A 20,111-nucleotide genomic window follows, 5' to 3' on the forward strand; every position below is an offset into this window, starting at 1 on the left:
CAGGAGAATGCGCCATCAGCAAATTCCTACCAACCTTCAGACACGACCACCTGTCCAACCAATCGCAGGGAGCATCGCCATGAAAGTCTCTCGCCGCCGATTCCTGCAACTTGTCGCGGGCGCTGCCGTGCTCCCGGCCATGTCGCGCATCGCCTGGGCGGAAACCTACCCCGCGCGGCCGGTGCGCTGGGTTGTCCCACAGGCGCCGGACGGTGCGGCGGACATCAGCGCGCGCCTGATAGGTCAGTGGCTGTCGGAGCGGCTCGGTCAACCGTTTGTCATCGAAAACCGACCTGGCGCAGGCGGCACCATTGGAACTGAGGCGGTCGCAACCTCTCCGCCAGACGGCTATACGCTCCTACTGGCCGGATCGTTCAATGCAATCGGCGCAACGCTCTACAACAAGCTCAACTACGACTTCATCCGCGATATCGCGCCTGTCGCGGGTATCATGCGCAATCCCCTCGTCATGGAGGTGAACCCATCGGTTCCGGTCAGGACCGTCACTGAGTTCATCACCTACGCCAAAGCTAATCCGGGCAAGCTCAACATGGGGTCTGCGGGCAATGGCAGCCCGCAGCACATGGCCGGCGAGCTATTCAAGATGATGGCTGGCGTCAACATTGTGCACGTGCCTTATCGCGGCTCGGCCCCCATGCTGACCGATCTGCTTCGTGGAGAGTTGCACCTCGCGTTCGACCCCATGCTTTCGTCGATCGAGCACGTCAAAGCCGGCAGTCTTCGTGCGCTGGCGGTGACGACAGCGACTCGCTCGGAGGTGCTGCCGGAGATCCCGACGGTCGGCGAGGTCGTACCAGGTTACGAGTCAAGTGGATGGGTCGGCATTGGAGCACCTCGAAAGACACCGGTTGAGATCGTCGAAAAGCTCAATGGCGAGATCAATGCAGCCCTGGCCGAGCCCAAGATCAAGGCGCGCCTTGCCGACCTCGGCGGCACGCCACTTGCGGGCTCGCCCTCCGACTTCGAAAAGCTCATCGCCGAACAGACCGACCGGTGGGCCAGGGTGATACGGGCAGCCAACATCAAGCCGGATTGAGATCGAGCGAGAAGGATCTCCTATGGAACTGCACTTCGAGGAAGTCATCACGACCCGGCAGCGCCTGCAAGAACTGAGCGGCCAGCCAAGCCAGAGGGCCAGCAACAAGATCATTGACCATGTTGACGACATATGCAGCAGGTTCATCGCGGCGAGCCCGTTCCTGCTAGTCGCATCCCGAGGCCCCGACGGGCGCCTCGATGTTTCTCCGAAGGGCGATCCGCCAGGCTTTGTCGCGGTTCTCGACGAGAAGACGCTGGCGATCCCCGATCGACCCGGCAACCACCGTTTCGATACGTTCGCAAACGTGACCGAATGTGCAGATGTCGCCCTGATCTTCATGGTACCAGGTCATGGCGACACGCTTCGTGTCGCCGGCAAAGGCCGAGTTATTCGCGACACCGCCCTGCAGGCGCGACTTGCAGTCGCTGGCAAGTCCCCAAGCTTCGTCTTGCTAGTCGCTGTCGAAGAAGCCTTCATGCACTGCTCAAAGTGCATGACCAGATCAAAAATTTGGGATGCCGAGGGCTGGCCAGACCGGTCGAAAGTTCCATCTCTCGCCGAAGCGATTGTCGCTCATGCCAAGCCCCCCGAGACGATTGCGGAGGTCCAAGCCTACATCGCAAGGCACGATCAGAAGCTGTATTGAATTCGACGATTCTGTCAAAATCGGGGTATCTTGCCGAATTCGCCACCAGGCTGCGCTGGTGCATGGATGCCGCGGTTGCCTGGGCGGACGAGAGCACCAGAAACCGTGGGGCATTGGGTAGTCTATGCCGGCAGAGGCAGGTAGGCTGACCGGCCTTTCTACCAGACTGAATTCGTGGACAATCCAGCATGCCGTCAACCCCGCGCGTTGAGCTTCAGCTGCGCATCGTCAGCGATGATGATACCGTAATCCGGGATGAGGTGATCCTGCAGCTCGACAAGAGAGCATCAGAAACCGTGGAAGATGCTCAGACGGCTAGGCCGGCTGCTTACTGAATGTTCCAAGAATCCAGGTGATATGGCCAGCAGACTTACCCGCCTTCACTGGTGCAGACTGTTCAGCCTCCCACGGTTTCTGATGCTCTCCCCTTTCAACACTTCGAGAAGACGTCACAGGCGAAGTCGAATGCCGCCATCACCGTGCCGATGGCGAAAATCAACACCAATACCGGTTCTTGCACGTAGAACCCGATGATGGCGAGAAAGCCGGCGAAGCCTGTCAGCCCTAAGAGCGCAAGTATGCTGTCCATCGCCTTCATGGTTTGGATTTTCATATCGTTAGCCTCTGTGTCATTCCGAAACGTTCATGCCGAAACGTCGCATCAGCCACTTCGCGGCCCGCAGTAGCCAGGCGTCGTTGCCGCATCGGTCCACCAGCTGCATCCCCATCGGCAGCCTGTTCTCGCCTTCGAGCAGAGGCAGGGTGATGGCGGGAACACCGCGATAGGTCCAGATGGTGAAGAAAACCGGATCACCGGTCGAGGTGAGGCCAAGCGGGGCCTCACCCGTCGTGGCGGGCCTCATGATCGCGTCGTATTGGTCGAAGGCGCAGTCGAGTGCGCTGTTTAGGATGCCAGTCAGTGTCTGTTTGTAGACGTCAGTCGCTGATTTCCTGGGTCGCAAGGCGCATCAGGCGGCGGGACAGGATGGAGATGAAGGCGATCTCGATGAAAGCGACGAGGTGAGCCTCTGTCCGCTCGAAGATGGTATTCAACCGGCGGTAGCGGCTGATCCACGCCAGTGAGCGTTCAACGACCCACCGAATTCCCTCCGGAATAAAGGTTCCGCCATGGCCGCCGGCGCTGGGTTGGATGGCGATGCCGAGCGCCTCGCCGGCCTTGGACAGTCGCTGGCCGCGATAGCTGAGATCACCCAGGGCGGTTCCCTTGAAGCCGCGGCCGGCAAGCTGGTGCAGCACCGGGACGATGCCCCTGCTGTCATGCCTGTTGGCCGGTGAGACGGTGATCGCCAGCGGGAAGCCGTACTTATCCACGGCGAGATGGATTTTGATGCCCTTGATCTTTTTGCCGCCATCGAAGCCGCGCCCGAAGCAGGTCGGTGCCGAATGACAGGATCTGCTATCGACAATGACAGCGCTGGATCTTGGTTTGTCGCCGCAAACCTGCCGTCAGGCCGGGATCAGGCAGTCGAGCTGCCGGCGCCACAACCCGAGCCGGGTCCAGCGGGCGAACAGTGAGTACAGCGTGCCGAACGGGATGTCGCACAGCAGGCCGATGGCGCGCCACTGCATGCCGCAGAAGCAGACACACCAGATCGCCATGATCACTCTGCGCAGCGCTGCTCCGGTCAATGGCGGCTTCGGCCCGGTGCGGGTCGACCGGCTACCGTCCGCCGCCATGGCCGCAAGCTCAACCAGCACCGCGTCGACGAAGGCATCGACGTCGGAGAAAGCGTCCCACGAGGCCGGAGAAGTCCTGGCGGGGTTGCAGGCGGTGCCCATATGCTGCGGATCCGGTGGCTGTTGGCGATGGCCGCAGACATACCCTGCCGCCCTCCCGCACGTCAGACCTTATTCTCCTCAAAGTAGCATCCCGATCCGCATCGGCTGGCACGCTCCGTCTACGAACAGATTCTGAAGCTGAGCGGGCCGGGCGAATGGCTGGTCGAGAAACACGGCACCAGCAGGCGGCGTTCCTGGCGCAAGCTGCATATCGGCTTCGACGTGGTGACCGGCCGGATCGTCGCTTCCATCCTGACCGACCGCGACGTCGATGACGCCTCGCAGGTCGAGCCCCTGCTCGACCAGATCGCCGAGCCGGTCGAGGTTCTCGGAGGTGACGGCGGCTACGACAGAACCGGGGTGTACACCGCTTTGGACGAGCGCCATTCCGCTGCGGTGATCGTTGTCCCACCGCGTGCCGATGCCGTGCTCAGCGCCACCGCAGAGACCGGCCCCTCCCAGCGCGACCGCCATATCCAGGCGATCGCCGGGAAAGGACGAATGGTCTGGCAGCGCGACAGCGGCTATAACGAAAGAGCCCGCGTCGAGGGCCAGTTCGCCCGCTGGAAGCAGGTCATCGGTGACGAGCTGCGTTCCCACAGCGATCAGTCCCGCGCCACCGAGGTCGCCATCGCGGCCCAGGCCCTCAACCAAATGCTCGACCGCCCGAACTCCGTCCGCGTCGCCTGATCAGCAATGGGGTTGGGGGTTCCCTGGCCTCTTCCTCCTTCATGCAACACGCTTACCGGCGAGTCACTTTTCAACGCCGTTGGTAGCACAGCTTGCGCAGCTCCTCCCGGCTCACCTTCAGGCCGCACGCGACAAATTGGATGGATTTAAACAAACGACGCGAAAGGCCGACCTGCCAGTGGTGATCTCGTTCACGCCGGAAACCCATGGCAGACTACCGACGGGAGAGGCGCTGCGCGAAGCCGTTCACTTCGTCAATCACACCACGCACAACCGATCGGCCTTCCGACATGATCAACTGCGCCCACCAGACGCATATCGAACAAGCCCCTGAACAACGGGGATCCCGTCGAACTCGGCCGGCGATACCGGGATCTCCGCCAGTGCTTCCCGCAGATCAACATTCTCGGCGAATGCTGCGGCACCAATCGCCGGCACATTAGGCTCAACTGCCGGAACTGCGGGCAAGGCCGCCTGAGCAAGCCGGGCAGCTTTCTGTACAGGCGATGGCTGAACGAAGCTCCTATGGGAAACAACTGAAACACCACGGGCCTCCGAGAGACGTCAGGTTGAAACACCTCATGGCTAGAGTGCTTCTCGAACAAAGGCCAGCGGAAAAGCAGTGTGAGTCATCTTCCTCTCCGCGGCTAGTCGGGTGCGATCGAGTGCTTGCCCCGGCGCGGTGTTGGGAACCGAATAATCCACGAATATGGAGGATGATCGTCATGGAAGTGTATATCGACAGCCGTCAGGGATCGTACAGAGCACTTTCAAGCGTTTTGATCAGTGCGGCACGTTGGATGTCAAACACCAGCCTAGCGATTCACGACACCCTGTACGTCTGGTCGGAACAATTCCGTCAGCGTCGGCAACTTCTGAGCCTTTCGGATCAGATGCTGAGCGATTTCGGCGTCAGCCGGATCGATGCTTTCAAGGAATGTGAGAAGCCTTTCTGGAGGCTATGAGCGTCCTGCATCTGTGCCCGCAGCGGGTCGACGAACCGCCCGATCACCAGCGCAAAGCATTATCGACGAAAATACCCACATGCCTCGCCAGCAAGGTCGGCCGATAAATCGGAAAGGATTTGCCGTGAGCTACTTAATTGATCTCATATCCCAGGACCTCCCGGATACACTGTCCTCAGCACCCGAAACCGGTCCAAAACGCACTCTCTCCCCGCCTCTGTCCAGGCTGCTGCGCCGCATCGCTGATTGGCGCCGCAACCGGGCCGATGTGGCGGCGCTCCGCCTCATGACGGACCACAATTTGAGAGACATGGGCCTGAGCCGCCTCGACCTGGAGGTTATCTCCGAAGGCGCATACCGCCGCGAGGTTTGACGTCGCTAAGTTCGCACCGTGCGGCAAACTCACGAGCCGGCGAACAACCAGCCGGAGGATCTGGCATGCTGGACGACACTGCGCTTTGGCGCGAACTGAAAAGCTTCAAAGGTGACTGGGACCGCTGGTCGCTCGAGGAAAGGCTGGCAGTGACAGTCACGGTATTCGCGTCGGTATTGTCTGCCTCAATCATGTTGATGAACAGCCTGTAAGCTAGCCGCCGTAACGCTCGTCCGCTGATCTCATCCAATTCCATAGCTATTCTGGACGGAGACGACGATGTTCCCTGATCTTTCCGTTGGTTGCGAAAGCTCCACCACGGCAGACGACGCACAGGCAGAAGTGGCCCGCGTCGTGGAGTTCTGGCAGGAGGCGGGACCTGACCTCTGGTTCGCCAAGGACGCCGAGTTCGACTGTCTCTTCCACGCCCGGTTCCTGTCGTGGCACGAGAAGGCAGCGAGAGACGAACTGACCAGCTGGCGGCATTCCCCTTGTGGAGCGCTGGCACTGCTCGTGCTGCTGGACCAGTTTCCACGAAACGCTTTCCGGGGCACGCCGCGCATGTACGCGACCGACCATCTGGCGCGCGCTGAGGCGGAGATGGCCGTGGCTGCGGGGCACGACCAGCGGGTGGAGAAGGATCTGCGGGTCTTCTTCTATCTACCGTTCGCTCATTCCGAAGACTGGCGCGATCAGGAGCGCTCCGTCGATCTTGTCCGACACTTGGGAGAACCGGACCTTTCGCACGCCCGAAGGCACCGCGACATCATCGGGCGGTTCGGTCGCTTTCCACACCGCAATCCGATACTCGGGCGCGCCATGACCGATGAGGAACAGCGGTATCTCGACGGCGGCGGCTATGCCGGGTGACGCGCTCCGATTGATAGGGTGTCCGCCCAAGGTCTATGAAATGTTCAGTGTTATCAGTAGATTATTGATTCAGTCACAGCACCTACCTACGCATCTACCCACGCGCCGGAGCTCGACTGTGACGCATGGCGCCGGACGCGTCGAGCGTTCGGTGGACGATAAGTCTTTGGCCTGTATGGGAAAGCTATTCGCCGGTGGATTTCCACGGACCCCCCGGAACGGGGGAGTGGCGGATAGGGTGACCTATCCGCCACGTGGCACTTCCCTGCCAGATGCGGAGGCTGTTCACCCCATCACGCTGCCATGCTCCCCCGCAGTCAGCGATCAGAGACAGGCCCGCTTCGAGGATACTGTCCGTCTGCGCGCTCAGCAGATACCAATCAAGGCGTTGATCGTTTTTTCGATCCATTCATGCTTGCCATCAAGGAGCGCTGACAACGGGTGGGTAACCTGATCTCATAGAAAAGACCCTTTTTCCGGAGTTCTCGCGCCATGGGCCTGAACGATTTGCACGGCGAGCCCGTCTCCACGTCGAACCGCCGTTCGCTCGACCGCTTCGAACACGCCACGGATCTGCTGAGCGGCCTGTTCGCCGATCCGCTCGCCGTGATCGACCAAGCGCTTGAAGAAGACCCCGGTTTCGTTATAGGCGACTGCATGCGCGCCGGGCTGATGCTGATGGCCGCCGAAAAGTCTGCCCAGCCGGAACTCCGCCTCAGGCACCGTCAACTTGGCAGGCGTTTGATCGCAGTGGGGTATCTTGCGGGCGAGGGCGCAGCCCTGGTTCGTGATTAGACGGCCAACGGGCGCCGGCGATCTCGGCCCAGTCCTCGAAGGCCTGGGAACGGGCGGCGCGGTACTGGCTGGCGGTGACGTGGCCTCGGCGCAGGTAGAAGAGGTTGGCGATGGGATCGTGGATCGAGACGAAGCGCTGAACGTGGCGGGCCAACTTGAACCGCTTCATCTGCCATTCTCGTCGCCTTGTTGGCTGGTGTGAGTTTTCAGCCCGGTTGTTGAGCCCCTTGTGCTGGCGATGCTCGACACCGGGCATGATCTCCTTCTTCGCCGCGCCGTAGGAACGCAGCTTGTCGGTCACCATGACGCGAGGAGCCCGGCCTTGCTTCTTCAGGAGCTTGCCCAGCAGCCGCTTGGCCGCCTTCTTGTCGCGCCGGCTCTGGACCAGGGCCTCGAGCACGGGCCTTGGCAACGCCCTTCGGGCGGTAAGCTGTCCTGATCGACCGCGCGCCACAGGTAGTGCTTCTTGCCCGCGATCGTCACGACCATCTCGTCGAGGTGCCACTTGTCGCCGCCCTGTGGCCGGCGTTGGCGGATCCCGTTGGCGATCTCGCGGCCAAGATAAACGCCTTCGGCGTTGCCCTTCGGGCTCAGGTCCTATTTGCGCACAGTTTCATGACTGACATCGATCCCACGCACCGCCAGCATTTCTTCCACCATCCGCAATCTCAGCGGAAACCGAAAGTAGAGGTAAACTGCATAGCTGATTACCGCGACGGGGAACCGATAGCCGGCATAGCTGGGCGTCGAGGAGGCCGATGTCATGTGCCCTTCATACCCGCCGACCATCAAACCGGCAACACCAAGCCGTCAAGTTGACGGTGCCCGCCGCAGACATCGCACAATCTCCCTGATGAAAAACGTCCTGTCCGTTATGTGGCCCTACCGCGCCGGAAACGGGGGGACGTCCATCTCATCAAAGTCGATCGCCTGCGTAAGCAGGAGGATTTGAAACAACTGAAACAACAAATCGATCGGAGGACATATCCCGGAAACACCGCTGCTTTACCACTGAGCCTCAAGCTGATGGCCTTGCCAGCCGCTGCGAGGCGAGAGGTGGAACACGGAGGTCCGGCCATGACCAAGTATCGAAAACATCTGCCCCAATTGGACGGCGGCATATTTCTCACGGACAGCGGCATGGAGACGACCTTGATCTTCCACGAAAAGATCGCCCTGCCCTGTTTCGCAGCGTTCGATCTGCTGAAGGATCAGCGGGGCCTCGATCTCCTGCACCACTACTACGCTCGTCATGCGACGATCGCCAAAGAGAGCGGCACCGGCTTTATTCTGGACAGCGCCACGTGGCGGGCCAATCCGGACTGGGCCGAGAAGCTGGGTTACTCGCCGCGCGAACTCGACGTCGCCAATGCCAGGGCGATCAACATGCTCTTCGATCTCCGCGCCGCTTACGAGACCGCAGCGTCGCCGATGGTGATCAGCGGCTGCGTCGGGCCACGCGGGGACGGCTACGATCCGAAGGCGTTGATGAGCCCGCGCGAGGCCATGGTTTACCATGCCCGGCAGATCGGCATCTTCGCGACGGCGGGCGTCGATCTGGTCACGGCCTACACCCTGAACAACACGAACGAGGCGATCGGCGTGACGCGCGCGGCTCGGGAGGCCGGCCTTCCGGTGGCGATCTCTTTCACGCTGGAAACCGATGGCAGGCTGTCGACGGGCGAGGCGCTGCGCGATGCCATTCACTTCGTCGATCACGCCACGGATGTCGGGCCGGCGTACTACATGATCAACTGCGCCCATCCGGCGCATTTCGAACAGGCCCTCGATGACGGTGCCTGGATGACGCGGCTGCGCGGCATCCGGGCCAATGCCTCTCGGCGCAGTCACGCCGAGCTGGACGAGGCGATGGACCTGGATGACGGGGACCCCGCCGAACTGGGCTGCCAATACCGGGATCTCCGCGCCCGCTTCCCGTGGATCAACGTCCTCGGCGGATGCTGCGGCACCGACCATCGGCACATCGAACACATCTGCCGGAGCTGCGGCCAGACCGCCTGATCGCGCCGAGCGCACATTTCCGTACAGGCGATAAGCGAAGGCAACTTTTCCGTGAAACAGTTGAAAACACCTTATCGGTTAGGCTTCAAGGGCGACTGGGACCGCTGGTCGGCCGGGGAAAGGCTGGCCGCGACGATCACGATGCTCGCGTCGGCGCTGGCGGCCTCGGTCATGTTGATGAACGAGCTTTGAGACGCCGTATCCGCGACGCCCTGAACTCAACTCAGCGGTTCTCGTCGATCAGGTTCCCTACCCTGCGCCGAACCTCGGCAGGGTCGAGCGGCTTTTCCAGGAGCCGGGCGCCAATGTCCGAGGGATGCGCTGCCGCCGCACGAAGGACGTCGCCGGTCATCAGGAGCAGCTTCCGCGCCAGTTCGGGACTCCTCTCCTGAAGCGCCGTCAGAAGGCCAGGGCCATCGAGCCGGGGCATGCGGATGTCGCACAGGATGACATCGAAATGACGTTCGCCCAAAATCCTTAGAGCCTCCGCGCCGTCCCCCGAAGTCATCACCTCATAGCCATCCACCGCGAGAATTTCCTTCAGCATCATGACGACCTCCGGCTCGTCATCGACCACCAGAACCGATCCGCAGCCGCCCCACGGCTCCGGCTGCCGCACGGCGGGCGTCTCGGCCACCGACGAGCAGGCGGGAAGCGTCACGGAGAACAGCGCTCCGCCGCCGGCGCGTTCCGCGACCGTGATGGTACCGCCATGGGACGATATGATGCCGTGGCAGACCGACAGTCCGAGGCCGGTACCCGAACCGATCGGCTTCGTCGTGAAGAACGGATCGAATATCTGAGTCCGCAAGGTCTCCGGCACCCCAGGCCCGTTGTCCGCGACCTCGATCCGCACGGCCCCGTCGCGCTGGACCGACGTTGCAAGCCATAGCCTTCCCGCCGGCGTCGTGTCCGGCGCAGGGTGTGAAGTTCCGTCCGGATGCCCGGCGGCGCCCGGAGGTGCCGCCATCTCGATTGCTTGCTGGGCGTTGACGATGAGGTTCATGAACACCTGATGCAACTCGTCCTCGTCCGCCATCACCGGCGGCAAGTCAGACGCATCGGCGCGCGCGACCTCGATGCCAGCGCTCCGCAAGCCGTTGGCCAGGATCTCGACGCTGCCGTCGAGGACCGCGCGGACATCCACCGGCTTGACTTCACGGGATTTCTGCCGGGCGAGGGCGAGGAAGCTCCTGACAATCCGGGCGCAGCGCTCGGCGGCCGACCGCAGCCGGGTCAGCGAGTTCCTGATGCCTGAATCTTCACACTGCTCCTCGAGCATGATGGCCCGCCCGAGCACGACCGAAAGCGGATTGTTCAGTTCGTGCGCGACACCGGCCAGGAGCGAACCGAGCGCCGCCAGCTTCTCCCGCTGGTACATCGCCGCACGTTGCCGGTCGGCTTCGGCCTCAGCCTTTTTCCGGTCGCTGATGTCGAAAACGAAGCCTGCGATGTGGGTGAATTTGCCCTCTTCGTCGCGGATCGGAAACCGGATGACCAATCGCCAGACATAGTGGGGAAAGTAGGGGACGTATTCCTCGTTGACGACCGAGGTGCCGGTTCTGAGAACCTGACGGTCGAAGCCCCGGATCACCGCCGCGTCTCGAGGCGCAAAAACATCCTCCGGGGTGCGCCCGATGATCTCCGACACCGGCCGGTTCTGGACCCTTTCCATTTCCGGATTGGCGACGACGTACCGCCCCTCCATGTCCTTCAGGTACATGCCGGCCGGGGCATGCTGCATGAATGCCTGGAGGCGTGCCTCGCTGGTCCGCAAAGCATGCTCCGTCTCCAGCCGGGAAGTGATGTCCGTGCAGGCGGCGACAAGGGCCGGCGATCCCCGGAACTGGATCTCGCGCGCCGACATGATCGCCCTGATGACCGATCCGTCGGCACGGCGGAGAGAAAGCTCGACCCCCTCGACACGACCTTCCCTGGCGACGCGCTTCACGAGCCTTTCGCGATCCCCAGGATCGACATAGGTCGCCGCGAGCCGATCCGGTGGGCAACCCGGATACAGACCGAAGGTTTCCTTCGCCTGACTGTTGGAAAACAACACCTCCAGGCGGTCGGCGCGCGTGATCGCCATGGCTATGGGCATGCAGTCGGCGATCTGGGCGAGCTCCTCGGCACTGGCCGTCAGCGTCGCTTCGAACGCCTTGGTCCGGGTGATGTCGCGCCCGACCGACTGGTACTCGATCAGGCATCCGGCCTCATCGAACAGCGCGCGGTCCGTCCACTCCTCCCAGACAAGCCGGCCGTCCGGGGCGATCGTGGACATCTCGTAGGTAACGGTAGGGTTGTCCGGCGTCAGCCGCGCGAGCTGGCCGATGAACTGCGCGCCCTGTTCGGACGTCATCAGGTCCAGCACGCTGGAACCAATGATCCGGGCGCGGCTGCGACCCAATTGCCGGACATAGGCCTCGTTGATGAAGGTGAAGCGGTAATCGGGCGAGCATCGGGAGATGAACTCCATCTGGTCATCGACGATGGCCCGGAACCGCATCTCGCTTTCCCGCAACGCCCGGTCGGCCCGCTTCCGGTTTGTGATGTCTCGGCCGACCGACTGGTAGCCGAGCAGGGATCCTGCCGCATCGAACAGCGCCCGGTTGGTCCAGCCGAACCATTCGGCTTCACCGCCGTGCGCCACCCGATCGTGCTCGCACCGGAAGATCGGATCTTCCGGCGTCAGGTTCCGCAGGTTCGCCTCAAGCGACCGCCGCAAACCGGATGGAAACGGATCGAGGAAACGGCTCCCCAGCAGTTGATCGGACTCGAGCCCGCAGAACCGCGCATGGGCTCGATTGCAGAACGTGACACGGAGATCCCGGTCGGTCCGGCAGATCATCTCCGTCTGGTCCTCGACGATGGCCCGGAAGCGGCGTTCACTTTCCTCAAGGGCCTTCCTCGCCGACACGCCGTTCCACAGGCGTCCGACAAGAACGGAGTGGATTTGGCGGCAGTAGCGGAGGATCGACGGAGAAGCCCGTTCCGCGGTCATTGCGGATCCTTTCGGGGCTGTTTCAGACGGCAGGGATGAATTTCATCGAAATCGAACGCCTTCAGCCGGTCTTCGGGACAAAGACGTAGCCCATGCCATGCACCGTCTTGATCGTCTGTGGTCTTTCCGGGTTCTCCTCGATCTTGCGGCGCAGGCGCGCAACCCGGATGTCGATGCTGCGGTCAAACGGCTCATCACCGCGCTTATGCGCGAGTTCGAGCAGCCTGTCGCGCGACAGCACGCGGTTGGGATTGCTGAGGAACACCTCCATAAGGCTGAACTGCATCGCGGTGATCGGAACTTCGGTGCCGTCCGGCTCGAACAGCCGGCGCGCTTCCAGGTCGATCAGGCACCGTCCGAAGCTGATCCGGGTCCGCGAGCTTGACGCGCCGCGGCCGTCGGCAACACCCCCGGCCGGCGGCACGGCCGAGGTTACGGCCCTCGACCGCCGGAGCACGCTCCTGATCCGGGCCAGCAATTCCCTTGGGTCGAAAGGTTTGGTGAGGTAATCGTCGGCGCCGACTTCAAGCCCGACGATCCGGTCGATGGTTTCTCCCGACGCTGTGAGCATGATGACCGCGATATCGCCGCGGTCGCGGAGTTCGCGAGCCAGGACCAGTCCGTTTTCGCCGGGCATTTTCAGATCGAGTACGACAAGTTCGACCGGATTGACGTCCTTCGCGGCATCAAGGACCGCGCGGGCGGCTTGAGTGCTCTCGGCCGTACTTACATCGTAGTCCTGGCCGCTCAGATATTCCTCGAGTAGGTCCCTGACCCCGTCCTCATCGTCGACAACCAGGACATGCACCTTTTCCGCCATAACCGTTCCCTCGCGACGGTTGGTATTGGTAGTCCGTGAGCCCAGCGCGATTGTATCACCGTTGCGAGACCTGCGCGCTGAAGCGAAAGGCGATGGGTGGTGATGAAAATTCGTGACAGGCCTTCACCTCAGGCGCCAAGGCCCGGAATGTGGCTCTCCCCCGGAACCGGAGCGGAACCCAGAATATCTCAGCGAAACCGGATCGATCGTGCCCTGGTCCGCTCGTCAGTCCCGGTCCAGAGGGCCGACTCGTTGAGCCATCGCATCAGCCGGTCGGTTTCCCTGACCTGCATGGCTTCAGCAGCTTCCATCCGGTCGTTGCGCTTCTGGGTCTCGGTGGGCTTGGCGCTGCCGTCATCGGAGACCGCTTGGGCAGGTGATGAACCGGGAGTTTGGCTGGCCGATTGTTCGGCCTTAGCCGGTGACGGGAGAGCGAGACACGCCCCGACGATCAGGGCCAGGGCGTTGGCGGTGAGTTCAGAACGCGGCATGTTCGGGTCCTTTTCTTCTCGTTGCCGTGTCCGATGGGAAGGGTCCCCGGACCATTGGCTTGCGGGGGACTGTACCGGCGGAATATTTCAACTAGACTGCGGTATTACCGTTTATTTGTTTCAGTTGTTTCAGGGGCCAGGCAGAGCGTTGCACGTATGATCCTGACCGCCGGCGGCATTGTCACATTAACTTGGATTGGACGTGCGAAGACGTTGAAGGACGGTAAGTCGACCTTTCATGCGGCCCTTCGGACGCACGTCTCCTGCTTCCAGACTTCGAACGCGCGGGTGCGCTGGGCACGGTACTCGGCGCCACTCATGAGATGCCGGCGGGGATGGCTGTGCTGGTGAATGGGGCCACGGGCGGACAGGAACTGTTGGGCTTGCCGGGGTGACTTGAAGCGTTTCATGCGCCGTTCCTGCTGGTAGGTCGGCTGGTGCGAGTTCTCCGCCCTGTAATGTAAATCGGCTTGCTGTCAGACGCTCAAACAGAACCCAAAACAGACCCCAGCGAAACGAGTAAACTACTAGCTCTTACAGTGGTTTCCCGCACTATGAGCGGGTTTGGTGTTCGAAGCCGATAAGGGGTCTGACAGCGCGCCGATTTACATCTTCAGCAGCTTGCGCAGCAGGCGCTTGGCTGCCTTCCTGTCGCGCCGGCTCTGGACCAGGGCCTCGAGCACGGGCCTTGGCAACGCCCTTCGGGCGGTAAGCCGTCCTGGTCGACCGCTCGCCACAGGTAGTGCTTCCTGCCAGCGATCGTCACGACCATTTCGTCGAGGTGCCACTTGTCGCCGCCCCATGGCCGGTGCCGGCGGATCCCGTTGGCGATCTCGCGACCAAAATAAACGCCTTCGGCGTTGCCCTTCGGGCTCAGGCCCCATTTGCGCACGGTTTCATGGCTGACCTCGATCCCGTGCACCGCCAGCATCTCCTCCACCATCCGAAGGCTCAACGGAAAGCGAAAGTAGAGGTAAACCGCGTAGCTGATCACTTCGGCGGGGAACCGTCAGCCGGCATAGCTGAGGGTGCGGGGCATTGGCGTCACGCGCCCCTCATACCCGCCGACCACCGAACCGGCAATACCAAGCCGCCAAGTTGACGGTGCCCCCCCAATCTCCTGACGCTCCCTGTCGCATCCACAGGAAACACTACGCCGCACTGATGCTGGGCAGTATGGCTATCCATGTTCAGCAAGGATTACCGTTTACAGGAAACTTTCTGCCAGTAAAATAATAATAATCTACTTTATATAGAGAAACGAAAAATAATATTACATATCATAATAATATTTAAGCAAAACCGATGAGGTAAGTGGAACGATTCAAGTGAATCTTAGTTTTCCGGGTATCCTTCATCTGGAGCCCAGAAAATGGCAACTTCGAACACTTCGGTTAAAGATAGCCTGTATAGAACGTCAGGGGTATCCGAGGAATATCGATCGGACGATCTCACGACTGTCCTCCTGAACAAAATCTCCTGGGGTGCCGTGATCGCCGGCGCGATTGTCTCGCTGGTCACCCATCTCATCTTGAACATGATCGGCATCGGAATTGGAGCGTCTACCCTGGACGTGGCCGCAGCCGACAACCCGGCCGCTTCGACATTCTCGATCGGCGCCGCCATTTGGTGGACGGTATCCGGCATCGTCGCCGCTTTCGTCGGCGGCTACAGCGCAGGCCGTCTTTCGGGAAAGCCGAAGGACTCGACCGCCAGTTGGCACGGCCTGGTCACCTGGGCGCTGACCACTCTGATGATCTTCTGGCTCCTCACGTCGGCGGTCGGCGGCGTCCTGGGCGGCATCTACAACACGGTTTCCGGGGTGGTCGGAGGCATCGGCAACGCTGCGGGAACCGCAGCGCAGAGTGCAGCTCCCTCGCTGGCCAGCGTCCCCGACCCGTTCTCCCGGATCGAACAGACGGTGCGCTCCTCGACCGGAGGAAACGATCCGGAGGCACTGCGCGATGCCGCCGTATCTGCCGTGCGGGCCTCGTTGACCGGCGACCCGGCACAGGCTCAGGACGCCCGCGAGCGCGCATCCCAGGCGATCGCCAAAGCGCAGGCCATTCCGGTCGAGGAAGCCCGGGCTCAGGTCCAGCAATACCAGCAGCAGTATGAACAGGCCGTGTCCCAGGCCAAACAGAAGGCGACCGAAGCAGCGGACACCGCCGCCAGCAGCATTGCAACCGGCGCCCTGGCGGCCGTAGTGGCTCTTCTGCTCGGTGCGGTCGGCGGCTGGTTCGGTGGTCGAGCCGGTGCCGTGGATCCCTTCGTATCTGCTTCGGCGGCATCACGCCGCTAAACAGTCGCCGATCGGCGACCCACTCATGCGGGCTGCCGTGGTTCTTCGAACCGCTTTACTGGCGTAATTAGGTCCGGGGGACATTCGCTGGACGATCAGGCGAATGTCCCCTTCTCCTTGTTAGAGTTCCTTGTCGGGAGATCGCGGCAGGGAAAGCGAATACGACGCCTGAGCCAAGGGCCTGCCGACAATGTTCCTGCGGGACCGCGCCAGCCCGGTGTTCCCCTTGCATCCAGCTCTTGGGCACCGTCAACTTGACAGGCGTCTGAGCGTGGTAGGGCAGTTTGCGGCCGTGGGCGCAGCCCTGGTCGGTGATTAGGCGACCAAACGGGCGCCGGCGATCTCGGCCCAGTCCTTGAAGGTCTGGGAACGGGAGGCACGGTACTGGCTGGCGGTGACGTGGTCTCGGCGGAGGTGGCGGGTGACCTTGCCCCCGTGCAGCGCCTCCCATTGCGCCTGAGCTCACAGTCACGGGAACTTGGCCGGCGCGCAAAGACCCTGAATCACGGAGCGTCGTCAGGCAGCAGCGGTCGCAGCATTCCAATCGGCCCTGGCCTGCGTCCGGAAGGTGCGCAGGGTTCGGCGGGAAATCAGATGCCGCTGGAGGTTGAAGATGTTGTAGGTGGCAGCATGCATTGAGACGAAGCGCTGGGCAGATCCCGGCGATTTGAAGCGCTGCATCTTGAGCTCTCGCCGGCGGAGGGGCTGATGGGAAACCTCGGCCCGATTGTTCTGGTAAACCCCCTGTTCATGGTCGGCGCTCAGGCCGATCTCCTTGAACGCAGCCCCGTAGGAGCGCAGCTTGTCGGTCGTCACCCGGGTGGGGGCGAAGCCGTGCTTCTTCAGCAGCTTGCGGATGAGTTTCGAAGCTGCGGCCTTGTTCCGCCGGCGCTGGATCAGGACCTCCAGCACCTCGCCCTCATCATCGACTGCCCGCCACAGGTACATCTGCCGTCCATTGACCCGCACTACCATTTCATCGAGATGCCAGCGTGAACTGGGCTTTGCCCGAAGCTGCCGGAGGTTCTGAGCGATCGCCGGGCCGAACTTGCCGACCCAGCGCCGGATCGTTTCGTACGAGACATCCAGCCCCCGCTCGGCCAGCAACTCTTCAACGTCCCGGTAACTCAGCGTGAACCGGAGATAAAGCCACACGGCATGCTGGATGATGGCGGGTGGGAACTGATGGCGGGCATACGAGATCGGCTGCATCCAGGCAAATTATCGTCATCGCTGGCGGAGCGCCACCGTTCCTGTGACAATGCCCTATCCTGTCCCGCCGGCTGGCGCGCCTCGCCTCCCAGCAAATCAGCGACTGACGTCTACAAACAGACTCTGAGCTAAACAAACGTTTCGCCAAGAACTTATTCTTTCTGAATGGGAGAAAGTTTCCGACACAACAAAGGCCGTGGAAAGCCCGAAGGCACCACGGCCAAGTATGAGGAGGACTTGCAACACACTCTCAAAAACAATAATATAGTACAACACATGAAAATAAAATGCTATAAAGATGCAGACTGAGCACTGGAACATGCGAGTTTGGTCTTTCCTTCTGCTAACGCCTGCGTGCCTTGGCCGAGGCCGTCAGTGACGGGTGGCGGTCGCCTATGCTTAGAACACCGTTAAAAGACCGATGATGTGAGTGACGTGGATGCCGTCGGCACTCAGTGGGCAATCCAGACCTTCGTAAAGCCTGGACTTTGTCGCGGCATAATGCACATCGCCCGTGCATGTCATCGGACGACGCTCAGCGATGACGCGCTGATAATATCGCCATAGCACCTGGCGGTGACTCTGCGGATCGTTCCATCGCAGGATTGCGCCTAACCGCCCAGTCTCTACATGTGCCTTCGCGTTTTCGCCGATCAGACGGGTGCGGAACTCTCCGTGCGACAGTACTTCAACCAGGAACAGGTCGGGAGCAGCATTGAAGTGATCGAGTACGTCAAAACGTTCCTTGCGGGGAAGGTCATCGGCACCTTCCCGCCACCACCAATCCCGGAGAGAAGAGGCGGCAGCAGATCGCAAAGCACTATCTGGCATACAGACATGCTCTGCCTGCTCGAACAAACCGCGGATAACGTCGGTGCGATATGACAACATCAGGAGACTTATCCTTGAACGAACTGGTCTAAGTGACGCGAAAAATAGCAACATTGTTGTATGTCGTTTGATGCGGCGATTGCAAAATTATCCTCTTGGAGTGTCAATCGGCTTCGGACTCTGGGTTGTTCATTCTTCTGTGTGCAAAGATGTTGGAGGAAATGCAGAAGAACATACTCTCCCATACGGCTGCGATGACGCGGGCCGGGAGCTATAGCGGAATTTGGGTGACGAGGTCTTCAGGCGGCGTTCTGTGATGTCGGCACGCTGACCTCGATGCCGTCGCGGAATTTGGCGCCCTGGATGACTTTGGGCAACTGGTTTTCGCCCTGAAGTCGCCGCCAGGTTCTGGATGCTGGCGAGATCAGCTTGAAGACCATGAGCTTGGCGGTGTCCTGGGAAAGCGCGCCCTTGGTGCGCACCGTCCGGTGACGGACCGTGGCAAAGACGCTCTCGATCGGGTTTGTTGTCCGGACATGATCCCAATGCTCGGCGGGGAAATCGTAGAAGGCCAGCAGGGCCTCGCGGTCCTTGGTCAGGCATTCCACGGCGCCGGAGTACTTGGCGCGACCTTGGTGCAAAAATAGCCATGGGAGGCTGTCACTGCGGCAGACGGTTGGGTATAGAGGCCGCCCGCTGAACTCGAGGACCCTGATGCCGTACAAGGCGAATGAACCGCGCCGTCACAAAATCCCGAAGGCCCGATACAGAATCGAGAACTGGGCGGAGTACGACGCGGCATTGCGCCAGCGTGGCAGCCTGACGGTCTGGGTGACACCAGAGGCGATCGCCGCGTGGGCACCGGCAACAACCGGCCGGCGGGGCCGGCCGCGGGACTATTCGGACGTTGCGATCGAAGCGGGACTGATGCTGAGGCTGGCGTTTGGTCGGCCGTGGCGTCAGACCGAAGGCATGCTGGGGTCGATCATGGACCTGCTCGGCCTGGCCCTGCCGGTGCCGGATCATACGACCTTCTCGCGCCGCAGCGCCGACCTGAGTGTCGCGACGGCCCTGAAGAAGGCGAGCGGCCCGGTCCACGTGGTGATCGACAGCACTGGCTTGAAGGTATTCGGGTCGGGCGAGTGGCTGCAGGAGAAGCACGGTGGCAAGCCGCGCCGGAGCTGGCGCAAGCTCCACCTGGCGGTCGATCCGGACAGCGGAGAGATCCTCGCCTCGGAACTGACCACGACGGACGACGGCGATGCATCCCTAGTCGGCCTGCTGCTCGAGCAGATCGACTGTCCGATTTCGGCAGTGTTTGCTGATGGCGCATATGATGGAGAGCCAATCTACCGCTCCGTCGCCGGCCACACGCCCGACGCCGCGGTGATCATTCCGCCCCGATCAACCGCGGTGCCGAGCGACACGGCTGAAACCGCCCCGACCCAGCGCGACCGACACATCGAGATGATCGGGGAGCGCGGTCGGCTGGGATGGCAGCGCGCGGTCAACTACGGAAAACGCTCGTCGGCGGAGGTGGCGATGTTCCGGTATAAGAAAGTGATCGGCCGCGGTCTTCATGCCCGGACTCTGCCCACACAGAAGACCGAGGCCAAGGTCGCCTGCAAGGTGTTGAACATCATGACCGGCTTTGGCATGCCAGTCTCCCGCCGGATCGCCTGACCTCGGCGCGAAAGGCCGAAATCCGACCACTCCCTCATTTCTGCACCAAAGTCCCACGATCTCAGACAAGCCTCCTGGAATAGTTGCAGCGCATGAAGCTTCGGGCGACACGCTCGATCGAATGGAGCATACTGCGGCAGGCCTGCAGAGAGGACCAATAGCATGACCTCATTCCACCTGATCACCGATGATGAACTCGCCCAGTTCAATGCGGTGCTGCGCGAGAACGGCTGGGGTGAAGAGGATTTCGAACTTCAGGAGGAAGAACTCGACCAGGCGCAAGCCGAGGTAGAGAACTGTACCGGTCAGGTCGGCATAAGGAACCTTGTCACCCAGGCGGTTGAGGTTTATCGCCTGGGACCAGGATGGGAATGGGTTGTCGATTTTACTAGGGATCTCAGCAACGGCAAATTCGGTAAACCGCCGGGCACATCGTCGAGGCCCTGATTGGCGGTTCTGCGTTGATGACCCTCGGGGACACCTGATTCGTTGCTCACGTGGCGGTCGTGTCGCTTGGTTGGTAGGAAATTGGCGGGTGGCGTAATCTCCT

The 20,111-nt window shown here is 61.5% G+C and carries 23 protein-coding genes and 3 pseudogenes; 13 read left to right on the plus strand and 13 right to left on the minus strand.

Annotated features, from left to right (window positions below):
* The first annotated feature begins 79 nt into the window (after positions 1 to 79).
* Together N826_RS35665 and N826_RS35670 are read left to right on the plus strand one after the other, a co-directional pair.
* The gene (locus N826_RS35665; RefSeq protein WP_044437022.1) at positions 80 to 1,057 is read left to right on the plus strand and encodes a Bug family tripartite tricarboxylate transporter substrate binding protein; all 978 of its coding nucleotides are present in this window, start codon (positions 80 to 82) and stop codon (positions 1,055 to 1,057) included.
* A gap of 22 nt (positions 1,058 to 1,079) precedes the next feature.
* Positions 1,080 to 1,706 carry an MSMEG_1061 family FMN-dependent PPOX-type flavoprotein gene (locus tag N826_RS35670; RefSeq protein ID WP_044437024.1) on the plus strand — a complete coding sequence of 209 codons (627 nt, stop codon included), beginning with the start codon at positions 1,080 to 1,082 and terminating at the stop codon, positions 1,704 to 1,706.
* Positions 1,707 to 2,136: 430 nt separating this feature from the next.
* Here N826_RS35670 and N826_RS35675 read toward each other — a convergent pair whose 3' ends face one another.
* The 4 genes from N826_RS35675 to N826_RS40970 all read right to left on the minus strand — a co-directional run bounded on the left by N826_RS35675 (position 2,137) and on the right by N826_RS40970 (position 3,506).
* Positions 2,137 to 2,319 (minus strand): hypothetical protein, encoded by a 183-nt coding sequence (locus tag N826_RS35675; protein ID WP_044437026.1) that lies wholly within the window; start codon positions 2,317 to 2,319, stop codon positions 2,137 to 2,139.
* 16 nt (positions 2,320 to 2,335) lie between these two features.
* Entirely contained in the window at positions 2,336 to 2,569 is a 234-nt protein-coding gene (locus N826_RS35680; protein ID WP_044437028.1) for a hypothetical protein, read from the minus strand.
* Positions 2,570 to 2,642: 73 nt separating this feature from the next.
* The gene (locus tag N826_RS40965) at positions 2,643 to 3,134 is read right to left on the minus strand and encodes a transposase (protein WP_084721480.1); all 492 of its coding nucleotides are present in this window, start codon (positions 3,132 to 3,134) and stop codon (positions 2,643 to 2,645) included.
* Between the two features lie 39 nt (positions 3,135 to 3,173).
* On the minus strand, positions 3,174 to 3,506 hold the full coding sequence (locus N826_RS40970; RefSeq protein ID WP_052832682.1) for a transposase: 333 nt from the start codon (positions 3,504 to 3,506) through the stop codon (positions 3,174 to 3,176).
* A gap of 138 nt (positions 3,507 to 3,644) precedes the next feature.
* On the opposite strand from N826_RS40970, the gene N826_RS35690 reads away from it, so the two are divergent.
* The 6 genes from N826_RS35690 (at position 3,645) to N826_RS43840 (ending at position 7,199) form a co-directional block, all read left to right on the plus strand.
* Complete coding sequence (locus tag N826_RS35690; RefSeq protein WP_280178506.1) at positions 3,645 to 4,196, plus strand: IS5 family transposase; 552 nt, start codon at positions 3,645 to 3,647, stop codon at positions 4,194 to 4,196.
* Positions 4,197 to 4,921: 725 nt separating this feature from the next.
* Positions 4,922 to 5,161 (plus strand): DUF1127 domain-containing protein, encoded by a 240-nt coding sequence (locus N826_RS35695; protein WP_244619754.1) that lies wholly within the window; start codon positions 4,922 to 4,924, stop codon positions 5,159 to 5,161.
* A gap of 79 nt (positions 5,162 to 5,240) precedes the next feature.
* The gene (locus N826_RS46170; RefSeq protein WP_373866658.1) at positions 5,241 to 5,534 is read left to right on the plus strand and encodes a DUF1127 domain-containing protein; all 294 of its coding nucleotides are present in this window, start codon (positions 5,241 to 5,243) and stop codon (positions 5,532 to 5,534) included.
* 65 nt (positions 5,535 to 5,599) lie between these two features.
* The gene (locus N826_RS44555) at positions 5,600 to 5,746 is read left to right on the plus strand and encodes a hypothetical protein (RefSeq protein ID WP_169789485.1); all 147 of its coding nucleotides are present in this window, start codon (positions 5,600 to 5,602) and stop codon (positions 5,744 to 5,746) included.
* A gap of 67 nt (positions 5,747 to 5,813) precedes the next feature.
* Positions 5,814 to 6,404: a DUF924 family protein gene (locus N826_RS35705; protein WP_044437033.1), complete on the plus strand. Its 591-nt coding sequence runs from the start codon at positions 5,814 to 5,816 to the stop codon at positions 6,402 to 6,404.
* Between the two features lie 492 nt (positions 6,405 to 6,896).
* Positions 6,897 to 7,199 carry a hypothetical protein gene (locus N826_RS43840; protein WP_147041234.1) on the plus strand — a complete coding sequence of 101 codons (303 nt, stop codon included), beginning with the start codon at positions 6,897 to 6,899 and terminating at the stop codon, positions 7,197 to 7,199.
* Here the strand turns inward: N826_RS43840 and N826_RS42450 are convergent.
* Positions 7,120 to 7,964 (minus strand): annotated as a pseudogene (locus N826_RS42450) (IS6 family transposase). The gene N826_RS43840 and the pseudogene N826_RS42450 sit on opposite strands and share 80 nt — an antisense overlap.
* A gap of 312 nt (positions 7,965 to 8,276) precedes the next feature.
* Between N826_RS42450 and N826_RS35720 the strand changes: the two are divergent.
* Together N826_RS35720 and N826_RS43845 are read left to right on the plus strand one after the other, a co-directional pair.
* The gene (locus tag N826_RS35720; RefSeq protein WP_044437038.1) at positions 8,277 to 9,221 is read left to right on the plus strand and encodes a homocysteine S-methyltransferase family protein; all 945 of its coding nucleotides are present in this window, start codon (positions 8,277 to 8,279) and stop codon (positions 9,219 to 9,221) included.
* 51 nt (positions 9,222 to 9,272) lie between these two features.
* Complete coding sequence (locus N826_RS43845; protein ID WP_157599409.1) at positions 9,273 to 9,413, plus strand: hypothetical protein; 141 nt, start codon at positions 9,273 to 9,275, stop codon at positions 9,411 to 9,413.
* Positions 9,414 to 9,444: 31 nt separating this feature from the next.
* Here N826_RS43845 and N826_RS40975 read toward each other — a convergent pair whose 3' ends face one another.
* The 5 genes and pseudogenes from N826_RS40975 to N826_RS45015 all read right to left on the minus strand — a co-directional run.
* Positions 9,445 to 12,222: a PAS domain S-box protein gene (locus N826_RS40975; protein ID WP_052832686.1), complete on the minus strand. Its 2,778-nt coding sequence runs from the start codon at positions 12,220 to 12,222 to the stop codon at positions 9,445 to 9,447.
* Between the two features lie 61 nt (positions 12,223 to 12,283).
* Positions 12,284 to 13,042, minus strand: a complete 759-nt coding sequence (locus tag N826_RS35730) for a response regulator (RefSeq protein ID WP_044437040.1) — start codon at positions 13,040 to 13,042, stop codon at positions 12,284 to 12,286.
* A 188-nt stretch (positions 13,043 to 13,230) separates the two neighbouring features.
* Entirely contained in the window at positions 13,231 to 13,533 is a 303-nt protein-coding gene (locus tag N826_RS35735) for a hypothetical protein (RefSeq protein WP_044437042.1), read from the minus strand.
* A 236-nt stretch (positions 13,534 to 13,769) separates the two neighbouring features.
* The gene (locus N826_RS45010) at positions 13,770 to 13,943 is read right to left on the minus strand and encodes a hypothetical protein (RefSeq protein ID WP_211099470.1); all 174 of its coding nucleotides are present in this window, start codon (positions 13,941 to 13,943) and stop codon (positions 13,770 to 13,772) included.
* Positions 13,944 to 14,144: 201 nt separating this feature from the next.
* Positions 14,145 to 14,539 (minus strand): annotated as a pseudogene (locus tag N826_RS45015) (IS6 family transposase); the annotation flags it as partial.
* Positions 14,540 to 15,022: 483 nt separating this feature from the next.
* On the opposite strand from N826_RS45015, the gene N826_RS35745 reads away from it, so the two are divergent.
* Entirely contained in the window at positions 15,023 to 15,835 is an 813-nt protein-coding gene (locus N826_RS35745; protein ID WP_211099472.1) for a hypothetical protein, read from the plus strand.
* A 516-nt stretch (positions 15,836 to 16,351) separates the two neighbouring features.
* Here the strand turns inward: N826_RS35745 and N826_RS35750 are convergent.
* The 3 genes and pseudogenes from N826_RS35750 to N826_RS35760 all read right to left on the minus strand — a co-directional run.
* Entirely contained in the window at positions 16,352 to 17,047 is a 696-nt protein-coding gene (locus tag N826_RS35750; protein ID WP_044437044.1) for an IS6 family transposase, read from the minus strand.
* Between the two features lie 399 nt (positions 17,048 to 17,446).
* The gene (locus tag N826_RS43850; protein ID WP_147041235.1) at positions 17,447 to 17,938 is read right to left on the minus strand and encodes a PAS domain-containing protein; all 492 of its coding nucleotides are present in this window, start codon (positions 17,936 to 17,938) and stop codon (positions 17,447 to 17,449) included.
* Between the two features lie 239 nt (positions 17,939 to 18,177).
* Positions 18,178 to 18,522: pseudogene (locus N826_RS35760) on the minus strand (transposase); the annotation flags it as partial.
* A 70-nt stretch (positions 18,523 to 18,592) separates the two neighbouring features.
* Here N826_RS35760 and N826_RS35765 point away from each other — a divergent pair.
* Positions 18,593 to 19,561, plus strand: a complete 969-nt coding sequence (locus N826_RS35765) for an IS5 family transposase (RefSeq protein ID WP_044437048.1) — start codon at positions 18,593 to 18,595, stop codon at positions 19,559 to 19,561.
* A gap of 162 nt (positions 19,562 to 19,723) precedes the next feature.
* The gene (locus N826_RS35770) at positions 19,724 to 20,008 is read left to right on the plus strand and encodes a hypothetical protein (protein WP_044437050.1); all 285 of its coding nucleotides are present in this window, start codon (positions 19,724 to 19,726) and stop codon (positions 20,006 to 20,008) included.
* The last annotated feature ends 103 nt before the right edge of the window (positions 20,009 to 20,111 follow it).

The organism is Skermanella aerolata KACC 11604, from assembly GCF_000936425.1.
Classification (GTDB): domain Bacteria; phylum Pseudomonadota; class Alphaproteobacteria; order Azospirillales; family Azospirillaceae; genus Skermanella; species Skermanella aerolata.

Excerpts from the sequence above, each read along its gene's own strand:
- N826_RS35665 (WP_044437022.1), top strand. The coding sequence starts at position 80 with ATGAAAGTCTCTCGCCGCCGATTCCTGCAACTTGTCGCGGGCGCTGCC.
- N826_RS35670 (WP_044437024.1), top strand. The coding sequence starts at position 1,080 with ATGGAACTGCACTTCGAGGAAGTCATCACGACCCGGCAGCGCCTGCAA.
- N826_RS35675 (WP_044437026.1), bottom strand. The coding sequence starts at position 2,319 with ATGAAAATCCAAACCATGAAGGCGATGGACAGCATACTTGCGCTCTTA.
- N826_RS35680 (WP_044437028.1), bottom strand. The coding sequence starts at position 2,569 with ATGAGGCCCGCCACGACGGGTGAGGCCCCGCTTGGCCTCACCTCGACC.
- N826_RS40970 (WP_052832682.1), bottom strand. The coding sequence starts at position 3,506 with ATGGGCACCGCCTGCAACCCCGCCAGGACTTCTCCGGCCTCGTGGGAC.
- N826_RS35695 (WP_244619754.1), top strand. The coding sequence starts at position 4,922 with ATGGAAGTGTATATCGACAGCCGTCAGGGATCGTACAGAGCACTTTCA.
- N826_RS46170 (WP_373866658.1), top strand. The coding sequence starts at position 5,241 with ATGCCTCGCCAGCAAGGTCGGCCGATAAATCGGAAAGGATTTGCCGTG.
- N826_RS44555 (WP_169789485.1), top strand. The coding sequence starts at position 5,600 with ATGCTGGACGACACTGCGCTTTGGCGCGAACTGAAAAGCTTCAAAGGT.
- N826_RS35705 (WP_044437033.1), top strand. The coding sequence starts at position 5,814 with ATGTTCCCTGATCTTTCCGTTGGTTGCGAAAGCTCCACCACGGCAGAC.
- N826_RS43840 (WP_147041234.1), top strand. The coding sequence starts at position 6,897 with ATGGGCCTGAACGATTTGCACGGCGAGCCCGTCTCCACGTCGAACCGC.
- N826_RS35720 (WP_044437038.1), top strand. The coding sequence starts at position 8,277 with ATGACCAAGTATCGAAAACATCTGCCCCAATTGGACGGCGGCATATTT.
- N826_RS40975 (WP_052832686.1), bottom strand. The coding sequence starts at position 12,222 with ATGACCGCGGAACGGGCTTCTCCGTCGATCCTCCGCTACTGCCGCCAA.
- N826_RS35730 (WP_044437040.1), bottom strand. The coding sequence starts at position 13,042 with ATGGCGGAAAAGGTGCATGTCCTGGTTGTCGACGATGAGGACGGGGTC.
- N826_RS35735 (WP_044437042.1), bottom strand. The coding sequence starts at position 13,533 with ATGCCGCGTTCTGAACTCACCGCCAACGCCCTGGCCCTGATCGTCGGG.
- N826_RS45010 (WP_211099470.1), bottom strand. The coding sequence starts at position 13,943 with ATGAAACGCTTCAAGTCACCCCGGCAAGCCCAACAGTTCCTGTCCGCC.
- N826_RS35750 (WP_044437044.1), bottom strand. The coding sequence starts at position 17,047 with ATGCAGCCGATCTCGTATGCCCGCCATCAGTTCCCACCCGCCATCATC.
- N826_RS43850 (WP_147041235.1), bottom strand. The coding sequence starts at position 17,938 with ATGTTGTCATATCGCACCGACGTTATCCGCGGTTTGTTCGAGCAGGCA.
- N826_RS35765 (WP_044437048.1), top strand. The coding sequence starts at position 18,593 with ATGCCGTACAAGGCGAATGAACCGCGCCGTCACAAAATCCCGAAGGCC.
- N826_RS35770 (WP_044437050.1), top strand. The coding sequence starts at position 19,724 with ATGACCTCATTCCACCTGATCACCGATGATGAACTCGCCCAGTTCAAT.